11 protein-coding genes are annotated in these 22,627 nt (G+C 65.6%); 8 read left to right on the top strand and 3 right to left on the bottom strand.

The genetic code is table 11. From position 1 onward, the window contains the following. Positions 1–36 precede the first annotated feature (36 nt). Complete coding sequence (locus Q6A48_RS16135) at positions 37–4,005, bottom strand: DUF6543 domain-containing protein (protein WP_304555112.1); 3,969 nt, start codon at positions 4,003–4,005, stop codon at positions 37–39. Between the two features lie 188 nt (positions 4,006–4,193). Here Q6A48_RS16135 and prmA point away from each other — a divergent pair, with 188 nt between their 5' ends. From prmA to tspR, 8 genes are all read left to right on the top strand, one after another. Further along, positions 4,194–5,072 (top strand): 50S ribosomal protein L11 methyltransferase, encoded by an 879-nt coding sequence (gene prmA, locus Q6A48_RS16130; RefSeq protein ID WP_304555111.1) that lies wholly within the window; start codon positions 4,194–4,196, stop codon positions 5,070–5,072. Between the two features lie 30 nt (positions 5,073–5,102). Further along, positions 5,103–6,335 carry a DUF3426 domain-containing protein gene (locus Q6A48_RS16125; RefSeq protein ID WP_304555110.1) on the top strand — a complete coding sequence of 411 codons (1,233 nt, stop codon included), beginning with the start codon at positions 5,103–5,105 and terminating at the stop codon, positions 6,333–6,335. A gap of 185 nt (positions 6,336–6,520) precedes the next feature. Beyond that, complete coding sequence (gene dusB / locus Q6A48_RS16120; protein ID WP_304555109.1) at positions 6,521–7,528, top strand: tRNA dihydrouridine synthase DusB; 1,008 nt, start codon at positions 6,521–6,523, stop codon at positions 7,526–7,528. Further along, on the top strand, positions 7,525–7,845 hold the full coding sequence (gene fis / locus Q6A48_RS16115) for a DNA-binding transcriptional regulator Fis (RefSeq protein ID WP_003186237.1): 321 nt from the start codon (positions 7,525–7,527) through the stop codon (positions 7,843–7,845). Before dusB ends, fis begins: the two co-directional genes overlap by 4 nt. Before the next feature lie 83 nt (positions 7,846–7,928). Beyond that, complete coding sequence (gene purH, locus Q6A48_RS16110; RefSeq protein ID WP_304555108.1) at positions 7,929–9,536, top strand: bifunctional phosphoribosylaminoimidazolecarboxamide formyltransferase/IMP cyclohydrolase; 1,608 nt, start codon at positions 7,929–7,931, stop codon at positions 9,534–9,536. Positions 9,537–9,723: 187 nt separating this feature from the next. Beyond that, positions 9,724–11,019: a phosphoribosylamine--glycine ligase gene (gene purD, locus Q6A48_RS16105; RefSeq protein ID WP_304555107.1), complete on the top strand. Its 1,296-nt coding sequence runs from the start codon at positions 9,724–9,726 to the stop codon at positions 11,017–11,019. A 99-nt stretch (positions 11,020–11,118) separates the two neighbouring features. Then, positions 11,119–13,893, top strand: coding sequence for a hybrid sensor histidine kinase/response regulator (locus tag Q6A48_RS16100; protein WP_304555106.1), 2,775 nt, complete (start codon positions 11,119–11,121; stop codon positions 13,891–13,893). A gap of 61 nt (positions 13,894–13,954) precedes the next feature. Further along, complete coding sequence (gene tspR, locus Q6A48_RS16095) at positions 13,955–14,551, top strand: MarC family protein (protein ID WP_047227382.1); 597 nt, start codon at positions 13,955–13,957, stop codon at positions 14,549–14,551. 20 nt (positions 14,552–14,571) lie between these two features. Here the strand turns inward: tspR and Q6A48_RS16090 are convergent, their stop codons facing one another. Next, positions 14,572–21,648: a TcdA/TcdB pore-forming domain-containing protein gene (locus Q6A48_RS16090; RefSeq protein WP_304555105.1), complete on the bottom strand. Its 7,077-nt coding sequence runs from the start codon at positions 21,646–21,648 to the stop codon at positions 14,572–14,574. 120 nt (positions 21,649–21,768) lie between these two features. Further along, positions 21,769–22,593, bottom strand: coding sequence for a hypothetical protein (locus Q6A48_RS16085; protein ID WP_304555104.1), 825 nt, complete (start codon positions 22,591–22,593; stop codon positions 21,769–21,771). Positions 22,594–22,627: the final 34 nt, after the last annotated feature.

The following is a 22,627-nucleotide window of genomic DNA, read 5'->3' as shown; positions in this document are numbered from 1 at the left end:
AGACCCCGGTCCATTGGCCGGGGTCTTTTTTTGGGCTCAGCCCACGACCACCATGGAAAACGCGTAACGCTCCAGCCACGCGTCGGGCGCCGGCTGGCCCTGCTGGGTGAGGACGACACCCCTGGCATTCTCCACCACGATCTCATCCTGCATCCGGGCCATGAACCGACGGGCCCGCTCCGCCACCCGATCCGTACCCCTCGGCGCCCGCGCCAGCAACGGGATGTAATACTCCTGCACCTGTGCGCCGGAGGTCTTGAACACTGACGTGACGCCGCTGCGCAGATCCAGGGCCACCCCATAGGTGTTGCCCAGGCAGGAAGAATACGACCAGTGATCCCAGGTGGGTTGCAGGCCTTCGCGCCGCATCACTGCGCGGATCCGACCGCCGATGTCGGCACCGGTCAGCCAGTCGCCGCCCACCAGGGTCGCGCGAATGTCCTTGGCAGTTCCGCCCAAGCGCTGCAAGACGTCTCGCACACTGCGCTCGACGAGCGAACGAACGTTGTGATCGAAATGAATGACCGCCCCCGCCCGGGTGCTCGGGTTGTACAGCGAAGCGATCACGCAGGATTGGGCGTTGAGGGAAAACAGATAATCGTCAGGCGATGTGCCGGACCTGGCCACGAGGGCCTCGCCTTGCAACGCGCCCCGGGCGATGTTCGGCCTGGCATGCCCGGGGAAGGCCTCGCGCAGGTCCGCCACCCGCCCCAGGTTGAGCACGTCGTCATTGCCACCTTTCAGGCCGACCGGGTTACGCACCCATCGGCCGTTGGGCAGCCGGCGGATCGGCAGCCTGTACAAGGCCCCGGGACGGCTGGCATCCACCAGGCACAACCCGCCGAAATAGGGGTCCTGCGCCACCTGGTAATACCTGCCGCGATTGTGGATGTAATAGGTGCTGCGCGGCTGCGCGAGGCTCGGCGGGCTGAGGTAGGTGCCGTGGTAAAGCCCCTCCTCCGTCACCTGTTGCAACTGCCCGGCAGGCGTCCTGGCCGCCTGCCTCGGCTTGAAGCGCACAGGCTGGATCATCGGGCCGGTTTCCCTGGCGACGCTCGCTGCGGCGCTCCTCAAGCGCAGGGACAGCAATGAGCCCGATCCCCGGGCAAGCAGCCGCGTGCGTTCCATCCAGCCGGTCAGGCCAGCGACCGCCCAGGGGCCGAGCGTGGCGAACAGCAATCCCCAGGAAGCGGCCAACCAGCGGCCCAGCGCATCATGGGTGTCGCCCCGTACATGCGCCTGGACCGCTCGCCCGGCGCTCAGGCCGACGAAAGCGATATCCAGCCACAGCACAAACGGCGGATACACCATGCACACCGGCACCGCCGCCCAGGCCAGGCCCTTGAACACCAGGTCGCGGATCACCTCGGCGCGCCCGGTGGTGACGTCCTCGACATCGGCGATGGCGCGCTCGATGCCGGCATCGAACTCGCGATTGGGGTCGCTCACCCGGTTGAGCTCACGCAACGTATCGACGCCCCTGGGCGCCGCCGCCAATGCCTGCAGCGTGCGGGTCACTGCCGCCCGGGCGCTGAGCGCGACCCGCGCCATGACATAGTCCTGCAACTGGGCGGCGACGCGTCCGAAGTTCAGGTAGGGGCGAAACAGGATGCCGTCCGGCGCCTCGGGCGTGTACAGCCAGTAACGGGCTCCCGGATCAAAATAGACAAAGACGTAGAGCCCCGATACCACATGCCCGGCCAGCGTAAACCGGATGATGCCTTCGCGTGTCACTGCGGCGCCCGGGTGCACCGCGCCAGCGCCTGGCGGCCCATCGCTGAGCAGGGAGACCTGGCGGGTCAGCCAGCGCAGCTCGTCGGCATTCACTTGGGCCTGGCCATAGGCGACACGCAGGTCATGGTCCAGCCGGGCCAGCAGCAGGTCGCGGAAGGCATCGCGGCGCTTCACGTAGTCCGGGGAACGGGCATCGAGGAACCGGGCGCGGATCTCCCGCACATAGCGTTCGCCCACGTAGGCCCGGCGAATGTAGGAGCCCAGGTCGGCGCTGCGCACCCGTCCCAGGTCCTGCCCGACCGACGAGCGCACGCCCTTGGCCGGGTCGTCGATGCCCCAGTTGTCGTCATAGCCATGAATGACCAGGTCGAGCAGGTTGGCGACACGGTTGTCGCCTGCCAGCCCGGGCCGGTAGTCGATGAGCACCGTGGCCGGGTCGACCGGCTCCAGCACCCCCTTGCTGCGCAGGTACGGAGCGATCGCCTGGGCGACGGTACGCCGGGCGAAATCCACGAACACCTCGTAGCCCGCCATCCGCTCATCGAACACCTGCCGGTGGATGCGCAGTGCCTGGCTCAGGCTGCTGATCTCGCGACGCGATTCCAGCGGCAGGGCGGCGTACCAGCGCGGCGATGGCTGCAACCGCACCTCGGCCAGGTGATGCGCCAGGCTCGCCAGGACTGCCGCTTGCAAACAACGGTGCAAGTCACCCGGCACTCCCCGGGGGTCCCCGTTCAAGTCCCATGACGTCGGCTTGGCCGTCACGCGGCTGAAGAACGCCTGCGCCTCGCCCCGTGCGGAAGGGGCCAATTGCTGCAACAGGTACTGGCGCCCGGCTTCGTCCTGGGTCCAGGCCCCGGTCAAGGCGTTCACCGCCCGCAGCGAAGCCAGGCCGATCCACTCCTGGCCGTCGGGCTTGCCCGGGGCATACAGCAGCGGGTCGCTGACCTCACCCGAAGCGGTTTCGCGATAGAACAGCAGCAGCTCGGCACACTGCAAGCCCCGCGGCAGCACCAGGCTGGCGACCCGCAAGGCAGGCGCTCGATGGAACGCGGCGTCGTGCTCCCACAATGCCCTGAGCGACTCGTGCTGGCTGACAGTCATGTGCCCGGCGCACCGGGCGATGAACGCACTCTGCTGCAATCGCGCCATGAACCAGTCGAGCATGGCGTCCTTGAAGTCCGCGCGGTTGTAGCACTGCAGCAACGCCGCCCCATACCCGGCCGGCGCATCCACGCTGGCCAGCAGGCTGCTGATGAATGCCGGGGAAAGGGGCTGGTTGCGCAGTTGGCTGGCGTTCTCCACCAGGAGCACCGCCACCGCATCCGGCCTGATCGGCCCCGCCGCCATCAGCTCGCTCAGGTAATGGGCCTGCACCGGCTGGCCCGCTACCGTTCGCCATTGCAACTGGATGCGGATGCTGTCCGGCTCGACCTCCATGTCCCGTTCATGCCTGACAAAATCCCGGATCAAGGCCCGTGCGAATGAACGCAACGAGCCCAGGCCGTCGAGCAACGCGTCCACCTGCTCCTGCGCCTGGCGGGTAGAGGCCGCCAGCGTCCGCAGCGCGGTTCGCTCCTGGGCGCTGGACGCCCCTAGCCAGTCGGGCAACTGCGCACGTGCAATCGCCCCCAGTCGACGCCGCTCCTGGGCGGTCGCCAGGGCGGTCAATCGGCTCATCTGCCGCCAGGCATCCTCGAGTGCTTCGATCTTTTCCCGCAGGCCGTCGACACCCAGGCCCGCCAGGTGCTCAGGCTGGAACAGCCTGTCGATGGCAGCCAGGTGTTCCTCCAGCTTCTGTTTGATCAACCCCTGCAACGCCGGATCCGGCCCCAGCGCACGCCAATGGCGCGCCAGGTAGTTCTTGTAGTGGCCGATAAAAGCCGAGGCCGTGCCTTCCACCACTTGTACGAGCGCCTCCCGGCGTTCGGCCCCCAGGCTCCGGTCGGCAGCGCCCGGCCAGCGGAAGGGCTCGTCCAGGCTGGCGTCATAGGCCAAGGGTTGCGAGTCGACCAGCCGTTGCAGCACGGTGTCGAGCAAAGTGTCGATGAAATGCGGATCGATGTTGCCTTCGTAGTAGCGGGTACGCAGTTCGACCAACAGGTATTCTTCCAGCACCTGCAGCAAGCTCATCTGGGCCTGCAACCGCGCATCGACGGCCGCTTGCCAGCGAGCCAGTCGCTCCAGGACAACGGCGTGCGCGGCCTCCCCTGGAAAAGTGGGCGTTCCTGCGGCGGATCCGTCGCGTTGCTGCCGGGTCGTGTTGTCCATCACCTGCCTCCCTGTTGTGTGGACCGCACCTTATCCGCGCGCCAACCGGGCCATGTCGTACATATATATATCGAAACACCCACGCGCCCGGCCGCGCCGCGCTTATCCACTTTGACGGCGACCTGGCGTACACTGCGCGCCTTTGCAGCCCTGCGCTGCCCCCTGTATTTTTTCCAAAGGTGCCCGCCATGCCTTGGCTGCAAGTACGCCTGGCCATCAGCCCGGAACAAGCCGAAACCTACGAAGACGCGTTTCTTGAAGTAGGCGCCGTATCGGTAACCTTCATGGACGCCGAAGACCAGCCGATCTTCGAGCCGGAACTCAACACCACGCCGCTGTGGTCCCACACCCACCTGCTGGCCCTGTTCGAAGGCGGCACCGAGGCGGCCAGCGTGCTGGCCCATCTCGAGTTGCTGACCGGCGGCCCGCTGCCCGAGCATCACAGCGAAGTGATCGAGGACCAGGACTGGGAGCGCAGTTGGATGGACAACTTCCAGCCGATGCGCTTCGGCCAGCGCCTGTGGATCGTGCCCAGCTGGCACGCCGCGCCAGAGCCGGATGCGGTCAACCTGCTGCTGGACCCGGGCCTGGCGTTCGGCACCGGCACCCACCCGACCACCGCGCTGTGCCTGGAATGGCTCGACGGCCAGGACCTCAAGGGCTGCGACGTGCTGGATTTCGGCTGCGGCTCGGGGATCCTGGCCATTGCCGCGCTGCTGCTGGGCGCCCGGGAAGCGGTCGGCACCGACATCGACGTCCAGGCCCTGGAAGCGTCCCGCGACAACGCCGGGCGCAACAACATCGCCGAAGAGCGGTTCCCGCTGTACCTGCCCCAGGACCTGCCGGCGGTGCAAGCCGACGTGCTGGTGGCCAACATCCTGGCCGGGCCGCTGGTGTCCCTGGCGCCGCAACTGTCGAGCCTGGTCAAGCCGGGCGGACGCCTGGCGCTGTCGGGCATCCTCGCCGAACAGGGTGAAGAAGTGGCCGCCGCCTATGCCGCGGACTTCGACCTCGACCCGATCGCCAATCGCGATGGCTGGGTGCGCATCACCGGACGTCGGCGCTAGAATGGCCGCCTGTATCGACCGGATTGCCGCATGACTGACAGCTTCGTCACCCAGTGTCCGCATTGCCACACCAGCTTTCGCGTCAACCATGCCCAACTGAGCGTGGCCCGCGGAGTGGTTCGCTGTGGCTCGTGCCTGCAAGTGTTCAATGCCGCCCGCCAGTTGCTCGAACAACGCGCCGCCCGGGAAGCCGCGCCGCCCCTGGTGCCGCCGACCAAGCCGGCCGCTGAAGCGCCGCCGCGGGCCATCAGCCAGAAGCAATGGACCGCCGCCGAACTCGACCTCGATGACCTGGACAAGGAACTGGCGCGCCTGGAGCGGCGTGACAACCGGGCGCCAGGCTCCGCCGGGCGCCGTCGCGAAGACAACCTGAGCGCGCAGCGCGAGCCCCTCGCCGACGAACAGGACGACTGGTCCGACAGCCTGTACAGCGATTCGCCCAGCGAGCGCGCCGAGGCCGTGCTCCTGACGCCCGCCGAGCCCTTCGAACCCCACGAACCGGCCCGGCCGCCGCGCACCGAACCGTCACTGACCCTGGCCCTCGAACCGCTGGAGCCGGATGACGAACCCGGCGCCCCGCTGCGCCTTGCAGCGGACGACGAACCCGAGGAACACCTCGAACGCCTGTCCGCCACCGATGACCACGATCACGCCGAAGAACCGCTGCAACCGCTGCCACTGCGCAAGTCCCGCGAACGCCAGGAGCCCGGCATCCGTGCCGAAGACCTGCAGGACCTGGACGACGACCCGCTGCAACTGGACTGGCGCAAGCGCCGCTCGCCCTGGGGCCGGCGCTTGCTGTGGGGCCTGCTGATCCTGCTGGCCGCGGCGGCCCTGGGCGGCCAGTACATCGCCTATCACTTCGAGGAGCTGGCCCGCCAGGACCAGTACCGGCCATGGTTCCTGCAAATCTGCCCGACCCTGGGCTGCGACGTCCCATCCAAGGTCGACATCGCCAAGATCAAGAGCAGCAACCTGGTGGTGCGCAGCCACCCGGACTTCAGCGGCGCCCTGGTGGTGGACGCGATCATCTACAATCGTGCGCCCTTCTCCCAGCCGTTCCCGCTGCTGGAACTGCGTTTCGCCGACCTCAACGGACACCTGATCGCCAGCCGCCGCTTCAAGCCGGGGGAATACCTGGGCGGCGATCTCGAAGGCCGCGGCGAAATGCCGCCGCAGACGCCCATCCACATCGCCCTGGATATCCTCGACCCGGGTTCCAAGGCGGTGAACTACAGCCTGAGCTTCCATTCCCCCGAGTGAAGCCCGCCAGGGTCGAGCGATTGACGGCATCTTTCTGACTCACCCGACCCAGACCAAACCGCTGGCGATAACAGAATAGCTGTTCAGATTTTATCCAATTCGATCTTTATCCAGTCATCGAGAGCGGGTATCATGCCAACCCTTTTTCGAAGTCTCATGATCCGGCCCCACTTCAGGGAAGTCCTATGTCGGCGGTACGCATCGGCCCATATACATTGCAGAACGGCCTGGTCCTCGCCCCGATGGCGGGCGTCACCGACCAGCCCTTTCGTCAGCTGTGCAAGCGACTGGGCGCCGGCCTGGTGGTGTCGGAAATGGTCACCAGCGACATGAGTTTGTGGAACACCCGCAAATCGCGTCTGCGCATGATCCACGAAGGCGATCCCGAGCCACGCTCGGTACAGATCGCCGGTGGCGACGCACAGATGCTGGCGGAGGCGGCCCGAGCCAACGTGGCGCTGGGCGCGCAGATCATCGACATCAACATGGGCTGCCCGGCGAAGAAGGTCTGCAACAAGGCCGCCGGTTCGGCCCTGTTGAAGGACGAAGCCCTGGTGACCGAGATCCTGCAGGCGGTGGTCGCCGCAGTCGATGTACCGGTGACCCTGAAGATCCGCACCGGGTGGGACCGGGACAACAAGAACGGCCTGACGGTGGCGAAGATCGCCGAACAGGCAGGCATCACGGCGCTGGCAGTGCATGGCCGCACCCGCGCCGACCTGTACACCGGCGACGCCGAGTACGACACCATCGCCGCGATCAAGCAGGCGGTGTCGATCCCGGTATTTGCCAATGGCGACATCACTTCGCCAGAGAAGGCCCGGTACGTGCTGGACGCGACCGGTGCCGATGGCCTGTTGATCGGCCGGGCCGCCCAGGGGCGGCCATGGATTTTTCGTGAGATCGAACACTTCCTGCGCACCGGCGAAAAGCTCGCTGCGCCGCAATTGTCCGAGGTGGAACGTATTCTGCTAGAGCATCTGGCCGCGCTGCATGCCTTCTACGGTGAAGTCATGGGCGTACGCATCGCTCGCAAGCATGTGGGCTGGTATCTCGCAACCCTGCCGGGCGCCAGGGAGTTTCGCGCCCGCTTCAATCGTTTGGATGGTACGCAAGCACAATGCGCCGACGTTCAGGCTTTCTTCGCTGAGCGTTACAAGAGCCTGACAGGGGACGAAGGGGTGGCCGCATGACGATGATGACCGAGACTTTAGTGAGTGGAACAACACCCGTGAGCGACAACGTGAATTTGAAACAGCACCTGAACACGCCCAGCGAAGAAGGTCAGACCCTTCGCGGGAGTGTCGAGAAGGCGCTGCACAATTATTTCGCCCACCTTGAGGGCGCTGCCGTCACGGATGTGTATAACCTGGTGCTTTCCGAAGTCGAGGCACCGCTGCTCGAAAGCGTGATGAACTACGTCAAGGGCAACCAGACCAAGGCCAGCGAGCTGCTCGGACTGAACCGCGGCACCCTGCGCAAGAAACTCAAGCAGTACGATCTGCTGTAAGCATTCAATCAAACCAGAAAGGCGCCCGCGTAAAAAACGGTCGCCTTTTTTGCTGACTTCCCTTGCTTGTGATGGAAATTGAAATGACCGACCAGACCACCCGCCTGCCGATCCGCCGCGCCTTGATCAGCGTCTCCGACAAGACCGGGATCCTCGAATTCGCCCGCGAGCTGCAACAGCTGGGCGTCGAGATTCTTTCCACCGGCGGGACCTTCAAGCTGCTGCAGGACAATGGCGTCGCCGCTGTGGAAGTCGCGGACTACACCGGTTTTGCGGAAATGATGGACGGTCGCGTCAAGACCCTGCACCCGAAGATCCATGGCGGGATCCTCGGTCGCCGCGGTATCGACGACGCCATCATGAACGAACACGGCATCCAGCCGATCGACCTGGTGGCGGTCAACCTGTACCCGTTCGAAGCCACCATCAACAAGCCCGGCTGCGACTTGCCGACCGCCATCGAGAACATCGACATCGGCGGCCCGACCATGGTCCGCTCGGCGGCCAAGAACCACAAGGACGTGGCCATCGTGGTCAACGCCAGCGACTACGCCAGCGTCCTGGAAAACCTCAAGGCCGGTGGCCTGACCTACGCCCAGCGTTTCGACCTGATGCTCAAGGCGTTCGAGCACACCGCCGCCTACGACGGCATGATCGCCAACTACATGGGCACCGTGAACCAGGCCGCCGACACCCTGTCGACCGAGGGTCGCAGCGAGTTCCCGCGCACCTTCAACACCCAGTTCGTCAAGGCCCAGGAAATGCGCTACGGCGAGAACCCGCACCAGAGCGCGGCGTTCTACGTGGAAGCCAAGCCGGCCGAAGTCGGCATCGCCACCGCGACCCAGTTGCAAGGCAAGGAACTGTCGTTCAACAACGTGGCCGACACCGACGCCGCGCTGGAATGCGTCAAGAGCTTCGTCAAGCCTGCTTGCGTGATCGTCAAGCACGCCAACCCGTGCGGCGTGGCCGTGAGCCCGGACGCCGAGGGCGGCATCCGCCAGGCCTACGAACTGGCCTACGCCACCGACACCGAGTCGGCATTCGGCGGCATCATCGCCTTCAACCGTGAACTGGACGCCGAGACCGCCAAGGCCATCGTCGAGCGCCAGTTCGTCGAAGTGATCATCGCTCCGTCGGTCAGCGAAGAAGCCCGCGCCATCGTTGCCGCGAAGGCCAACGTGCGCCTGCTGGCCTGCGGCCAATGGTCGGCGGATCGTGCCCCGGCCTGGGACTACAAGCGCGTCAACGGCGGCCTGCTGGTACAAAGCCGCGACATCGGCATGATCGGCAGCGCCGACCTGAAGGTCGTGACCCAGCGCGCGCCGAGCGAGCAGGAAATCAACGACCTGATCTTCGCCTGGAAAGTCGCCAAGTACGTCAAGTCCAACGCCATCGTCTACGCCAAGAACCGCCAGACCATCGGCGTCGGCGCCGGCCAGATGAGCCGCGTGAACTCGGCGCGCATCGCCGCGATCAAGGCCGAGCATGCCGGCCTGCAGGTACAGGGCGCGGTCATGGCCTCCGATGCGTTCTTCCCGTTCCGCGACGGCATCGACAACGCGGCCAAGGTGGGTATCACCGCGGTGATCCAGCCAGGCGGCTCGATGCGTGACAGCGAAGTGATTGCCGCCGCCGACGAAGCCGGCATTGCGATGGTGTTCACCGGCATGCGCCACTTCCGCCACTAACATCGATCAATGTGGAAGCAGGATGTGTGTGTGGGAGCAAGGCTTGCCCGCGATGCAGGCAACTCGGTCCATCAGGCAAACCGAGGTGATGCTATCGCGGGCAAGCCTTGCTCCCACACAAGCTCGCTCCCACAGAAAAGCATCCCTGTGGTGCTCAACAGAATCAGCGTCATCCGAGGTTTTTGAAATGAATGTTTTGATCATTGGCAGCGGTGGCCGTGAACACGCCCTGGCCTGGAAAGTGGCCCAGGATCCCCGTGTGCAGAAGGTGTTCGTGGCGCCGGGCAACGCCGGCACCGCCATCGAAGCCAAGTGCGAGAACGTCGCCATCGACGTGCTGGCCCTGGAACAACTGGCCGATTTCGCCGAGAAGAACGTCGCGCTGACCATCGTCGGCCCGGAAGTGCCGCTGGTGGCCGGCGTGGTCGACCTGTTCCGTTCCCGTGGCCTGGATTGCTTCGGCCCGACCGCTGGCGCCGCGCAGCTGGAAGGTTCGAAGGCGTTCACCAAGGATTTCCTGGCGCGGCACAAGATCCCGACCGCCGACTACCAGAACTTCACCGAGATCGAGCCGGCCCTGGCCTATCTGCGCGAGAAAGGCGCGCCGATCGTGATCAAGGCCGACGGCCTGGCCGCCGGTAAAGGCGTGATCGTCGCCATGACCCTGGCCGAAGCCGAAGACGCCGTGCGCGACATGCTGGCGGGCAATGCCTTCGGCGATGCCGGTTCCCGCGTGGTGATCGAAGAGTTCCTCGACGGCGAGGAAGCCAGCTTCATCGTCATGGTGGACGGCAAGAACGTCTTGCCGATGGCCACCAGCCAGGACCACAAGCGTGTCGGCGATGGCGACAGCGGCCCGAATACCGGCGGCATGGGCGCCTACTCCCCGGCCCCGGTGGTGACCGCCCAGGTGCACCAGCGCGTCATGGACCAGGTGATCTGGCCGACCGTGCGCGGCATGGCCGAGGAAGGCAATGTCTACACCGGTTTCCTCTACGCCGGCCTGATGATCGACAAGGCTGGTAACCCAAAAGTCATCGAATTCAACTGCCGTTTCGGCGATCCTGAGACCCAACCGGTGATGCTGCGCCTGCAATCGAGCCTGGTGCTGCTGGTCGAAGCCGCGCTGGCCCAGGCGCTGGACAAGGTCGAAGCCCAGTGGGATCCGCGCCCGAGCGTGGGCGTCGTGCTGGCGGCCGGTGGTTACCCGGGCGACTACGCCAAGGGCAGCGCGATCCAGGGCCTGGAGGCCGCGGCCCGGCTGGACGGCAAGGTCTTCCACGCCGGCACGGCGCTCAAGGATGGCCAGGTGGTCACTGCCGGTGGTCGCGTGCTGTGCGCCACCGCCATGGGCGCCAGTGTCGACGAGGCGCAGCAGCAGGCCTACCGGCTGGCCGCCGAGATCGACTGGGAAGGTTGCTTCTACCGCAAGGACATTGGCTACCGTGCCATTGCCCGCGAGCGTGGCGAAAATCTGGAATAACCCGGCCATTCAGCCAGGCAAGGGTGTGTGGCCCTTGCCTGACTGTTCCGGCGCCGCGCATAGTTATAATCTGGCATCAACCTACGAAGGGATTTCGCCGTGCGCTGGCTCAGGATTGCCATAGGCTTTACCGTCACCCTGCTGACACTGCTCTGCATGCTCCCGGCCCAGGCCGCGCCAGGCAGTGGCTGGGCGGTATTGCTCGACGAACAGGGCGACCTCAAGCTCAGCGACATCCGCTCGGCCCGCTACACCAATCAATTCAGCCCCATCGACCTCGACCGCCTCAAGGCCGCCGAAGCCGGCGGGGCCTTGTGGCTGCGTTTCCGCCTGGCCCCCGACAAGCACGAACAGATACTGCGGGTCTTCGCGCCCGACCTGTCGCGCCTGAACCTCTACGTGCTGGACGGCGACACCCTGGTGGACCAGCAAACCACCGGCAATGAACTGCCGCGCAGCGAGCACCCGGTGCCCAGCAGCGATTTCATGCTGGCCCTGCCCCACAGCGACAAACCCCTCGACGTCTACCTGCGCCTGGCTTCCCGGCACGAGTTGCGCCCCTACGTCACCTTGCAACCGGCCGTCCTGGCCGCCGCCGACCAGAACCAGACACTGATCTATGGCTTGCTGTTCGGCTGTATCGCCATGCTGATCCTGCATAACCTCACCCGGTACGCCTACACCCGCTCGCGCAGTTGCCTGTGGCTGGCCGCCTGCGAAGGGCTGCTGATGCTCAGCCTGTTGCTGCTGCTGAACCTGGCCGGGCCCTGGCTGCCGGACTGGCCGGAGGTCCAGACCCCGGGGGCCTACCTGGCCTTGCTGCTCACCGCCCCCTGCGGGCTGATGTTCGCCTACCGTTTCTTCGCGCCCCTGGGCCCGCACCCGCTGAACCGGCTGCTGCTGGGGGACATCGTGTTCACGGTGCTGTGCAGCCTGTTGCTGCTGTTCGTCAACACGCTGCCGCTCAATATCATGACCTATGGGCTGGTGGCCCTGGCCGGCCTGAGCATGCTGTTCGTCAGCGCCTGGCACTGGCAGAAAGGCTACCGCCCGGCCCGGCTGTTCGTCGCGGCCATGGTGGTCTTCAACCTGGGCACGCTGATCATCCTCCCGGCGTTGCAAGGGCTCACCGAGGTCCCGCCCCAGGGCTTGATCATCACCCTGCTGGTCTTCATCTGCATCAGTGGCCTGCTGATGAGCGTGGCCCTCGGCGAGCGCCAGCGCTCGATCAACGAAAGCCGCTTCAGCATCAGCCGCGACCTGGCGGCCAGTAACGCCGAGATCAACGCCAAGGCCGAATTCCTGGCGAAGATCAGCCACGAGATCCGCACGCCGATGAACGGCGTGCTGGGCATGACCGAACTGCTGCTGGGCACGCCGCTGTCGGTCAAGCAGCGCGACTACGTGCAGACCATCCACAGCGCCGGCAACGAACTGCTGACCCTGATCAACGAGATCCTCGACATCTCCCGCCTCGAATCCGGGCAGATCGAACTGGATGACGTGCAGTTCGACCTCAATGCGCTGATCGAGGATTGCCTGAGCATCTTCCGCGCCAAGGCCGAGCAGCAGAATGTCGAGTTGATCAGCTTCATCCAGCCCCAGGTGCCGCGGGTGATCAGCGGCGACCCGACGCGGTTGCGCCAGGCGCTACTGAGCCTGCTGGAAAACGCCTTGAAGAAGACCGACGAGGGCGAGGTGCTGATCGTCGTGGCCCTCGACGAGCGTAGCGATCAACCGCGCCTGCGCATCGCGGTACAGGACAGCGGCTCGCCCATGGACGCGCAAGAGCGCGACACCCTGATGCATGCCGAACTGCACAGCAAGAATTTCCTCTCGGCCACGCGCCTGGGCGGCAACCTGGGGCTGGTGATCGCCCGCCAGTTGATCATCCTGATGCACGGCGAGTTCGGCATCAAAAGCGGCAGCAACCAGGGCAGTACCTTGTGGCTGACCTTGCCGCTGGACCCCGACCGCCTCGAACACCCGACGTCCGACCTCGACAGCCCGTTGCAAGGGGCAAGGGTGCTGATCGTCGACGACAACGACACCTGCCGCAAGGTGCTGGTGCAGCAATGCAGCGCCTGGGGCCTGAACGTCAGCGCCGTGCCATCGGGCAAGGAAGCCCTGGCGCTGCTGCGCACCAAGGCGCACCTGCGTGATTATTTCGACGTGGTGCTGCTGGACCAGAACATGCCCGGCATGACCGGCATGCAGCTGGCGGCCAAGATCAAGGAAGACCCGAGCCTGAACCACGACATCCTGCTGATCATGCTCACTGGCATCAGCAATGCGCCGAGCAAGATCGTGGCGCGCAACAGCGGGGTCAAGCGCATCCTCGCCAAGCCGGTGGCCGGCTATACCCTCAAGACCACCCTGGCGGACGAACTGAACCAGCGCAACCGCGGCCAGGGGCCGAACCAGCCGGCCAACACCGGCCCCACCGCGCCGGTGATCGTGCCCAGCGACTTCCGTATCCTGGTGGCCGAGGACAACAGCATTTCCACCAAGGTCATCCGCGGCATGCTCGGCAAGCTCAACCTGCAGCCCGACACCGCCAGCAACGGCGAGGAAGCCCTCAAGGCCATGAAGGCGCAGCGCTACGACCTGGTCCTGATGGACTGCGAAATGCCGATCCTCGACGGTTTTTCCGCGACCCAGCAATTGCGTGCCTGGGAAGTCGGCAACCAGCGGACCCGCACCCCGGTGGTGGCGCTCACCGCGCACATCCTCGCCGAGCACAAGGAACGCGCCCGCCAGGCCGGGATGGACGGGCACATGGCCAAGCCGGTGGAGCTGTCGCAGTTGCGCGAGTTGATCGAACACTGGGTGGCCCAGCGCGACCAGCAGAACCGGACGGCCCAGACGACCTGAGCCGACAGACGGCAAAACGCCTGTTAGACTCGCGTCGTCTCCCTTCGCCTGAGCCTCGACCATGCTCCACGTGCTGTTCAGCGTTTACCTGAAGATGCTGGTGCTCTATAGCCCCTTCTTCGTGCTCTCGTGTTTCATCGGCCTCACGCGCGGTTATTCGCGCAAGGAACAGCGGCGCCTGGCCTGGAAGGTCGCGATCGCCACGTTGGTGTCCAGCGTGTTGCTGTACCTGTTCGGGCGCGTGATCTTCAGCGTCTTCGGCATCACCGTGGACGCGTTCCGGATCGGCGCCGGCAGCGTGCTGTTCATCTCGGCGCTGGGCATGGCCCAGGGCAAGTCGGCGGTGCAGACCGACAACGTCCAGCAGGACGTGACCATCGTCCCGCTGACCATTCCGCTGACCGTCGGCCCCGGCACCATCGGTGCCCTGCTGGTGATGGGCGTGAGCCAGCCACACTGGGACGACAAACTCATGGCCATCATCAGCATCGCCCTGGCCAGTTTTACCGTCGGCGTCGTGCTGTACCTGTCCAGCCGCATCGAGCGGATTCTCGGCGACCAGGGCCTGCAAATCGTCAGCCGCCTGATGGGCCTGTTCGTCTGTGCACTGGCCGCACAGATCATCTTCACCGGCGTCAGGGGCTACCTGGTTCCCTGACAGGAAGACCGACGCAGGAGTCAATCCAGCTCGTTGGTCGCCACGGCCCTGGAGGCACTGTCCAGGGCTTTGAGCGTCGCACCGCCCTGACTGTCCTGCCAGGCAAGCAACACCTGCACCAGCGCCGCGACGGCGTAGGTCCGCGCCCCACCGAACTCAAGCTGGAGATTGCCACGCACCTTGGCCTCTTGGGCGTTCGCGTCGCGCAGGATCACGCTGTGCCCGCTGTCCGGGTCGATGATCACCAAGTTCGCCTCGACGAGGCTCAGCATCAGTCGGTCCGGCTCATCCAGCTCCCAGACCAGGCTGGCGGGGCGCGACGCCGGGCCATCCGGCAAATGCCAGCCGTCGAGGATGACCGATTCGAGTTTCACCCAGAGCGCCCTGGTCAACCGGTAGCCCGTCGCCCCCTGCCCCATGCGCAGGACCAGGGTGGTGACATCGTCCGGCAACAGCGCCAGGACCTCTTCGGCCTTCACCTGCCCCTCGACGACCAGCACCTCGGCATCGCGCTGGACATAGTCGAGGGGCCCGGCGCTGGCCCGGTCCGGATAGGTCAACAACCTGCGGTCCTTGGCCTCGTGCAGCAGCACGTTGCGCCGTTGGCGGGTGCCCAGCACGGCGAAGGACTCGGGAATCGCGGCCCGGGGCACCCGGATCACCCGGCCGGTTTCCACCACCAGCCACCTCAGGCTGTCGGCGGCCTCGATCGACAGCAGCGCGGCATGGGGCTGGGCGTCCGTCAATCGCTTGAGGTTTGCGTATTCGTCGCCGGCCTGGAGGGCGACCCACTCTTGGGTGACCCCACAGATCAAGGCCGGCTGCCGGTCGCGCAACCGCATCACCACGCCGTCGACGGTGACGCCCCGCAACCCCGCGCCCTCCACGGTGAGCCTGGCAAACTGCAACGGCGCCCATTCACGGGTGGCCACCGGCAACGCGTCTGCCCGTAACAGTCTCGCGCCTTGACCGAAGGCGCCTTCCAGGACTTGCGGATCGATGAACCGCTGGCGATGGAGGTCGCCACGGGTCACGTCAAGCAACCAGGCCGCCTCGTTGTCCGGGGTCACCCCCAACAGGCGCACTTCCCTGCCCGCGCCGAGATCGGCCAGCAACAGCCGGCCGCCGACCTGCCAGGCACACAAGGTTCCGTCGCCGCCAACGTTGCCCAAGCCGACAATGGCCAGGCGCTCGACCGCGTACTGCCGGGCGAGCGGTGCCACCGCCTGCCACCAATGCGAGCGGTCCTTGAGCCACGCTTCGCTGACGCCGCCCAACACTAGATGGCCCTGGTCCGTCAGATTGAAGAACAGGCCATCCGAGGTCAGCGCCACGTAGCCACCGTCCACCGCGACGACATGTTCGAGCTTTTCCGGTTGTATCCAGGCCTGCGACCACTGCCCGTTCGCCGAGCGCTGCTTGCGGCACAGCGTCTGGGCGAGCTTGTAGTAGATGACGAAGACCTCTTCGTCCGCCAGTGTGAGCAAAGTCATGTCGGTCATGTTCTTGATCGAGTCGTTCCATCCGCGATAGGCACTGCCGGGAGGCGTCGAGGGCCGGATGATCAACCCGTCGCTGCGGCGCACCCAGGCCATGTCGCGCCAACGGGTACGGATCCTCCAGCACACCGACACGAATGCCGCCGGCTGCCAGTCGACATTCATGAACGGCTGGTCCCCGCCGTCCGGCTGGAAGGGGTAATAGCGGCCAAGCACCTGGGACCAGTCGGCCAGGGTGTCGCGGGCACTGAGTCGCGCCTCCAGGCCATCGTCCCGGTCACGGGTGATCGAACTCAACAGCAGTTGCCCGTCATGGATCACATAGACCAGCACATCGCTGGCCTGATTGGGGCGAGCGATTTCCTGCACCACGTGGATCACCCCCTGGGCGTCCGCCTCCATGCGCGTGATGCGCATGACCCCGGCGGCCTCGCCGGTATTGACCAGCAAGCGATAACGATGGCTGAGCAACCCGGTCACCGCATCCACCTGCCAGACCAGGAAGTTATCCGGCTCATAGAACCAGGCGTAGCCGTCTGCCACGGCGCCCAGCAACGCATCCTCGGCCTCCAGCACGTCCTCGTTGCGGATGTAGAGGAAGCGGTCCGCGCTGGCGTCGTACCAGGCGGTGGTGGTGCGGGGCTCGCCCGGCTTCTCGAATGGAATCGGGTAATGACGCACCGGCGTATAAGGCATGGCCAGGCGATGGGCACGGGCCATGGACTTGAGGTATTCCTGCAACGCCAGCCGGTCCATGCCCACCGGCACTTCCTGTTCCACCAGGGCAAGTTCACGTTCACCCGGCACGAACCTGAACACTTGGTCACCGCGCAGGCGCAGCAACGCTTCGTGACGACCTGCCCCGGTGAACGCGATCGAAACACCGCCCACCCATAGCCTGCCCGCAGGTTCGACGCGTACATCGCTGTCGCCGGCCCAGGACGCATCGAGTGTCCAGCTCGACGCGAGGGATCCTGGCGACTCGAGGCTCAGGCTCACACCGCGATGGAGCACCACGGCGCAGCGTTGGCCGGCGCCACGGATCCGGTAGGTGATGGTGCCCTGCCAGGCCGGCGGGATGATCGGCACCACCAGCGAACGCTCGACGGCGTCCAGCAGCACGTCGATCACTGTTGACTGGTAGGCCGGCGCTGTCAGCTGATGGAGGATGTATTCGCTGGGAAACGAGTAGAAGGAAAACAGGAACAACCACTCGCCCGCCGCGTTCTTTTTCTCCAGGCGCCGCGCAATGTCGAACCCGAGGTCATGGCGCAGCGTCGCGAAGGGCAACGCCTTGTATTCATAGCCGTAGCAGGTGGGCGGGGTGCAGGGCAGCACCAGGGTTTGCCCGACCGGCGCGCTGAACGGGACGCGGTCCGGCAAGGCCAGCTCCCGGCGCAGGTCGATCGCCCGGGTGTAATCGGCGTCGAACGTCGGCACCCCAAAATGATCCCGCAGCGGGTACAACTTAGGGCTGTCCATGACCAGCTCGCCGCTCGCCAGGTCCAGTGTCCGGACGATCAGCGACGGGTGCGGCAGCCAGGCGCGATGGGCCGCGTTGTACCGATAGGCCTGGAGATGGGCCTTGGCCACGTCATCGAAGAACAGCCCGACCTGCCGGGCTTGCTCGGCGATACCGGCAAAACCCTGGGCCAGCGCCGCCACGCCCACCGCCAGGCCACCCAGGATCACGGCGGTCCCACCGAGCACCGCACCGGCGGTGGCACCGGCGGCATACGCGCCCACCGACAACACCAGCCCGGCGGAATCGAACGCCAGTTGCGTGCCGAACTGGGCACGGGCCACGTCATCCCGGGCGGTGGCCAACTGGTAGATGTCGAAGCCGACATTGGCCAATTGCAGCAAACCGCCGGTCGCCTCACTGAGACTGCCCCCCACGGCGGCCTCGACCACCGGCGCCACCGTGTCGGCGATCAATCGATCGTCGGCCAGCGCTCGCCGGGCCAGGCCCACCAGGCCGGCAATGTCGACCACGTTGCCGTGCACCAACTGCGCATAGTTGACATAGGCATGCAGGCGCACCGCGAGGGACAGCGGCCGGTCGGGCCCTTCCCGGGTCCTCAGCGCGTTCATCAGCGCCTGCACGGCGAAGCCGGCATTCAAGGTGTGGACGCCACCCACTTCGGTGGGATCGCCCGGCACGGCAGGCCGATTGGCCAGGTTCGAAAAACACGCCGAGAGGTAACGCTTGATCCGCAGCAGGCGAGGGTCGTGGGTGCTGACCGACACCACGCGCTCGGTGTTCGACGGGTCGATGAAAGTCATCCGGTAAGCGCCCCCCGGCGTCGCCTCCAGGGTGTCGAACAGCGGCACCAGCGCGGGCGCCAATCGGTTCGCCTGCCTGAGCTCGGAGGTCGCTTGCGCCATCTGCTGCGCCCAGCCGTGGCCGTCCAGCGCCAGCAGGCAATTGCCCAGGCGCGGGTTGCTCATCAGCGATTGGCCACGGGCCGACGCCAACCGTTGCCTGAGCGGGCGCTTCGATTGTTCCGGCAAGCCGCCCGGGCGCAACAGGTCGGCGACCCGGACCGCCCCCGGCAATCCCAGCGTCGACAGCCGCGCGCCGTCCAGCTCGATCAAGTCGAAGGTCGGCAGCGCCGCGTCGCCGTAGGCCGCGTATTGGCCGGCCATGCCCTGCTGGACGAAGAACCGGTTCAACGCCTGCCCGAACCGCGCCGGATGCTCGAACTCGAACACGCCAAAATTGGGGTCGTAGAAGTGATACGTGCTTTGCTCGCCGTCAAAGGTCCTGGCCACCAGCATCGCGTGGTTATCGGAGTTGAGCATCAGCGTGCTGGTGGTGGTGCGGGCCTTGAGGAGCCTCACCACCTCGTCCACGCTCGAACGCGCCAAGGCGCTGCCGACGTCGCCAAGCTGTACGTCGCGCAGGGACTCCAGGCTGTTGAAGAAGGCCACCGAATCGCTGCCCTCGGGTTCGAGCACACCGAGGTAGAACCGGCCGCGCAGGGTGTACGCCGCCGACTCGCCTTGCGCCAGGGCGGCGGCCATGGCCAGGGCCAGTGGATAACAACGCCCACCGACGCGGTCGCCGGTGCCCTGGAGCAACAGGTCCTGGGGGACAAGCTTGATGGCGGCGCTGTCGAAAACATCGAGGACGTTGCCCAGGCGCTCGGCAATCCGATCGCGATATTCCAGCTTCGCCACCTGCTGGATCCGCGCGACGAGACGGCCCCATTGGCGCAACGTCAAGGGTTGCTCCAGGGCGTTTTTCTTCAAGCCCAGGGCCGTTTCGCCATGCCCCGGCGGATCCACCGGTTGAGCCAGCCCGGCCAGGAATGCCGGCGCTCGATGCTGGTACAGCAGGCGCTCGATGGCCGCATAGCGACCGGCGGTACCCCGTTCGACCAGGCTGTTGGCCAGGTTTTCCAGTGCCGGCAGCACCGCGTCGAAACTGCGATTATCCAGGGCCTTGGCCCCCACCAGCGCGCCGAGCTGCAAGCGTTGCAGCGGGCTCAACTGGCCGAACTCGAATGTGCCCTTGGCGAGCCGCCCCAGGAGTTCATCGATGGACAGTGACCGGGTCCGTGCATCACTCAACGAGGCGGGGGGCAACACGCCCGCGTCCTGGGCCCGGATCGACTGGCGCTCGTCGTAGCCCAGGGCAATGACCTTGTCGAAGGTCACCGCACCGTCATGGCCTTCGTTCATTCGCTTCAGGAACGGCTCCCCCAGCTCGTCGGCCAGGTGTTGCAGCAGCTCGGTGGACAGCACATGACGCCCCTCCACCAGTGGCCAGCCACCGTCGAAGTCCAGGGTCCGGTAGCGCAACAACTGTTGGATGTCGCCCTGATAACGGGCCTTGAATTGTCCCTCCTGCCAGCGCCGTTGTTCATCGGCCAGCCACTGCCGGGTGTCGCTTTGGTTCTCTTTCCAGGAATGGTCCAGTTCCTCCTCGGTGGCCAGGTTGACCGTGTCGACGGCGTCGATGGTCATGTTTTGGCGCCATGCCAGGGCGGTTCGCGGCGTGAAGTGGGCCCGCTCGTAGTCGGCCATGCCCGCACGCATGGCAGCGGGCCCGGTAAGGTAGATCGTCACCTCGCTCTGGGGGCGGAGGCCGTCGCTGTAGTAAGTGGCGGCCGCCGAGGCCAGCAGCGACACGCCCAACTCATCCTCGGCCGTCAGTTCATGCAGCGGCCCGAATACCTGGGTCGCGGCCTTCAGCGCGTGGGCGATCAGGCCCTCGGCATCGGTCAGCCCGGTGTTCTGCTCATCGGCCAGGCGGGCCGTGGCCTCGACGATTCCATAGTTGAGCCGGAATCGCTCGATCAACGCCTGGAGCATGGCCGAGCCGGGATGGGCCAGCAGGAAAGCGTTGCTCAGGGTGTGGCCCTGGCCGACCGCCCGCAGCCCGTGCGGGGGGGCCAGGCGTTCCAACGGAACGCGGAACACCTGGTGGATAGCCGGTCGGCTGGCGGCGAATCGTTCCAGCGCCTCGCGATGCTCCACCGGGATCTCGTTGTCGTAGGAGGCGTATCGATCGCGCATGGCCTGGCGACCCGGCATCCAGTCAGGATTGCGATCCAGCAACAGTTGCAGCACCCCCAGGCGCGCATCGGTCTTGAACGCCCGGATGTCCACCTCGCCGAGCCGGTCCAGCAGCGGCGGCAGGCTATCGACGTCGGCGTAGCGGCCACCTTCGGCGAACAACGCCTCGACCCGCACGATATCGGACGCCGCCGCGAAATTGCCGCGCAGGCTGATCTCGCGTCGGTAGAGCGCCTCCAGGTGCAGCGGCGCGCCGCCGTTGGCCAGGTCACGCAAGGTCACGCCGCCCTCGCCCAGGGCCGTGATGCTCGACTGATTGTCGCGCCTCAAGGCCCGCAATCGGGCTTCATCCTGGCCATAGGCACGGACCAGCAGATCGATGCGCGCGTCATCGGCCTGTGCGCCCTTTTCCACGGCCCGGGTGATGTGGGCGAACATCTGCTGCTTCAGGACGATGACGCGTTCCTCATAGCGATCACCCAACTCAACGGCATCGACGCTGGCGTGCCCGCCCTTGAGCATGGCGTCGGCCTTGGCCGCTTCGACGATGATCCGGTTGGTTTCATGGGCCAGCAACGCGTCGCTGTCGTACCAAAGCTTGAGCGGGTGCCCTTCGGGGGCCATCACCTGCCGCCAGAGGTTGATGTAGTCACGCTGGATGGCACCGATGCCGCCGCCCAGCCAGGCAAAGTGAAGGCCCTTGGGCACCTCGGTGGCCGGCTGCTTCAACTGTTCGAGACTGTTGTGCAGGCGCGCCTCGAACCCTTCCACCCGCCGGTAGATGTGCGTCAGGCCGTCCGCGGTTTCATCCGGACCGGCCGGCGCGGGCTCCACCGATGACCGGCGCCGGCGACCACCGCCGCCCAGCGCCCCCAGCGCCTGCTTGAGCAGCCCCAGGGGCTCGAGCATTTGCGGGCTGTCCGGCGCGGCGATGCAACCGGTGTAATAACGCAGCACCGCTTCGTAGGGGTCGGTGCCCTTATAGGCGGCCAAGGCCTGTTCAAGGTCTTTGAACTTGAAGAGATTCAAGAAACTGACAGAGTCCCCGGCCGCTGAATCGTTGACGCCACTCATAAATCAAATATTTCCCTGTATCGTCCATCCATGATCGAACACCATTGAATAAGCGCCTGCACTCAGGCAGGCGCTTATTCAGGCCGACGCCATGCTGTTATTTATGAAATGCGAGAATGATCAAGCCAACCGGCGTCGACTGAAACGCTGGCGCAAGACTTGCCGGCGATGTTCGCCCAAGTACTCTTCGATTTCGACCCGGAACTCTTCATAGCGCGCCGGATTGAATGTCACGAATGATTTGCCGCGGAAAATATCCCGCGCCGCGGATTGCCAATTGACAAAAAGCACACCGCCATTACTGGAAGTACCTTCCTGGCGGATCGATGTCGACGAGGCAATCAGGATACCGTTGGCCAATTGTTCGCAAGGAATGACCGACAGGCGCGCGCCACCGGCCGTCTTCACCTGGCCGTTGTACAAGGCCAGGGTGTTGCTCTCCTTCTTCAGGCCCTCGAGGGTGGTGTCCACCACGGCACCCAGCACCGAGACGGCCGGCACGCTGGCCTTCACGCCATCGATGATGCCCTTGACGATATCGCTGATCACATAGTCGATGTCCACCCGGGTCGAGCGCTCGGAGTAGCGGGTGTAGCCGTCATCGGCGATGAAGCAGCCGAGGTCGCGCAAACACTGGATAAAGGCGTCATACCAGGCCAGGGTGTTCTTGCCGGCGGGCACTTCATAGTTGGCTTCCATGATTGCCATGGTCATCAGGTTTTCCATGATCGCCATGTTGTTGAGGGACATGTTCTGGCCATAGCCCAGCAGCGCATCGCCAAGCATCAGCGCGTCCAGCGCCTTGGTCGGGTTGTCGTCCTGCTGCACGCCGACGCTGCGGCGCATCCGTCGGGCGACAGCGGCCAGGGGTTTGCGCCGGTTCAAGCGGCCCCGGATCAGTTCAATACTGCGGGCAATGTCGAGTTCACTTTCCAATGTATTCATTAGACTATCCTTATTTGAATGAAAGACCGCTCCT

Origin of the sequence: Pseudomonas citrullilanati, assembly GCF_030580855.1 — a bacterium.
GTDB lineage: Bacteria > Pseudomonadota > Gammaproteobacteria > Pseudomonadales > Pseudomonadaceae > Aquipseudomonas > Aquipseudomonas citrulli.
The sequence above is the reverse complement of the archived record's forward strand: the minus strand, read 5'-3'. Positions and strand labels throughout refer to the sequence as shown.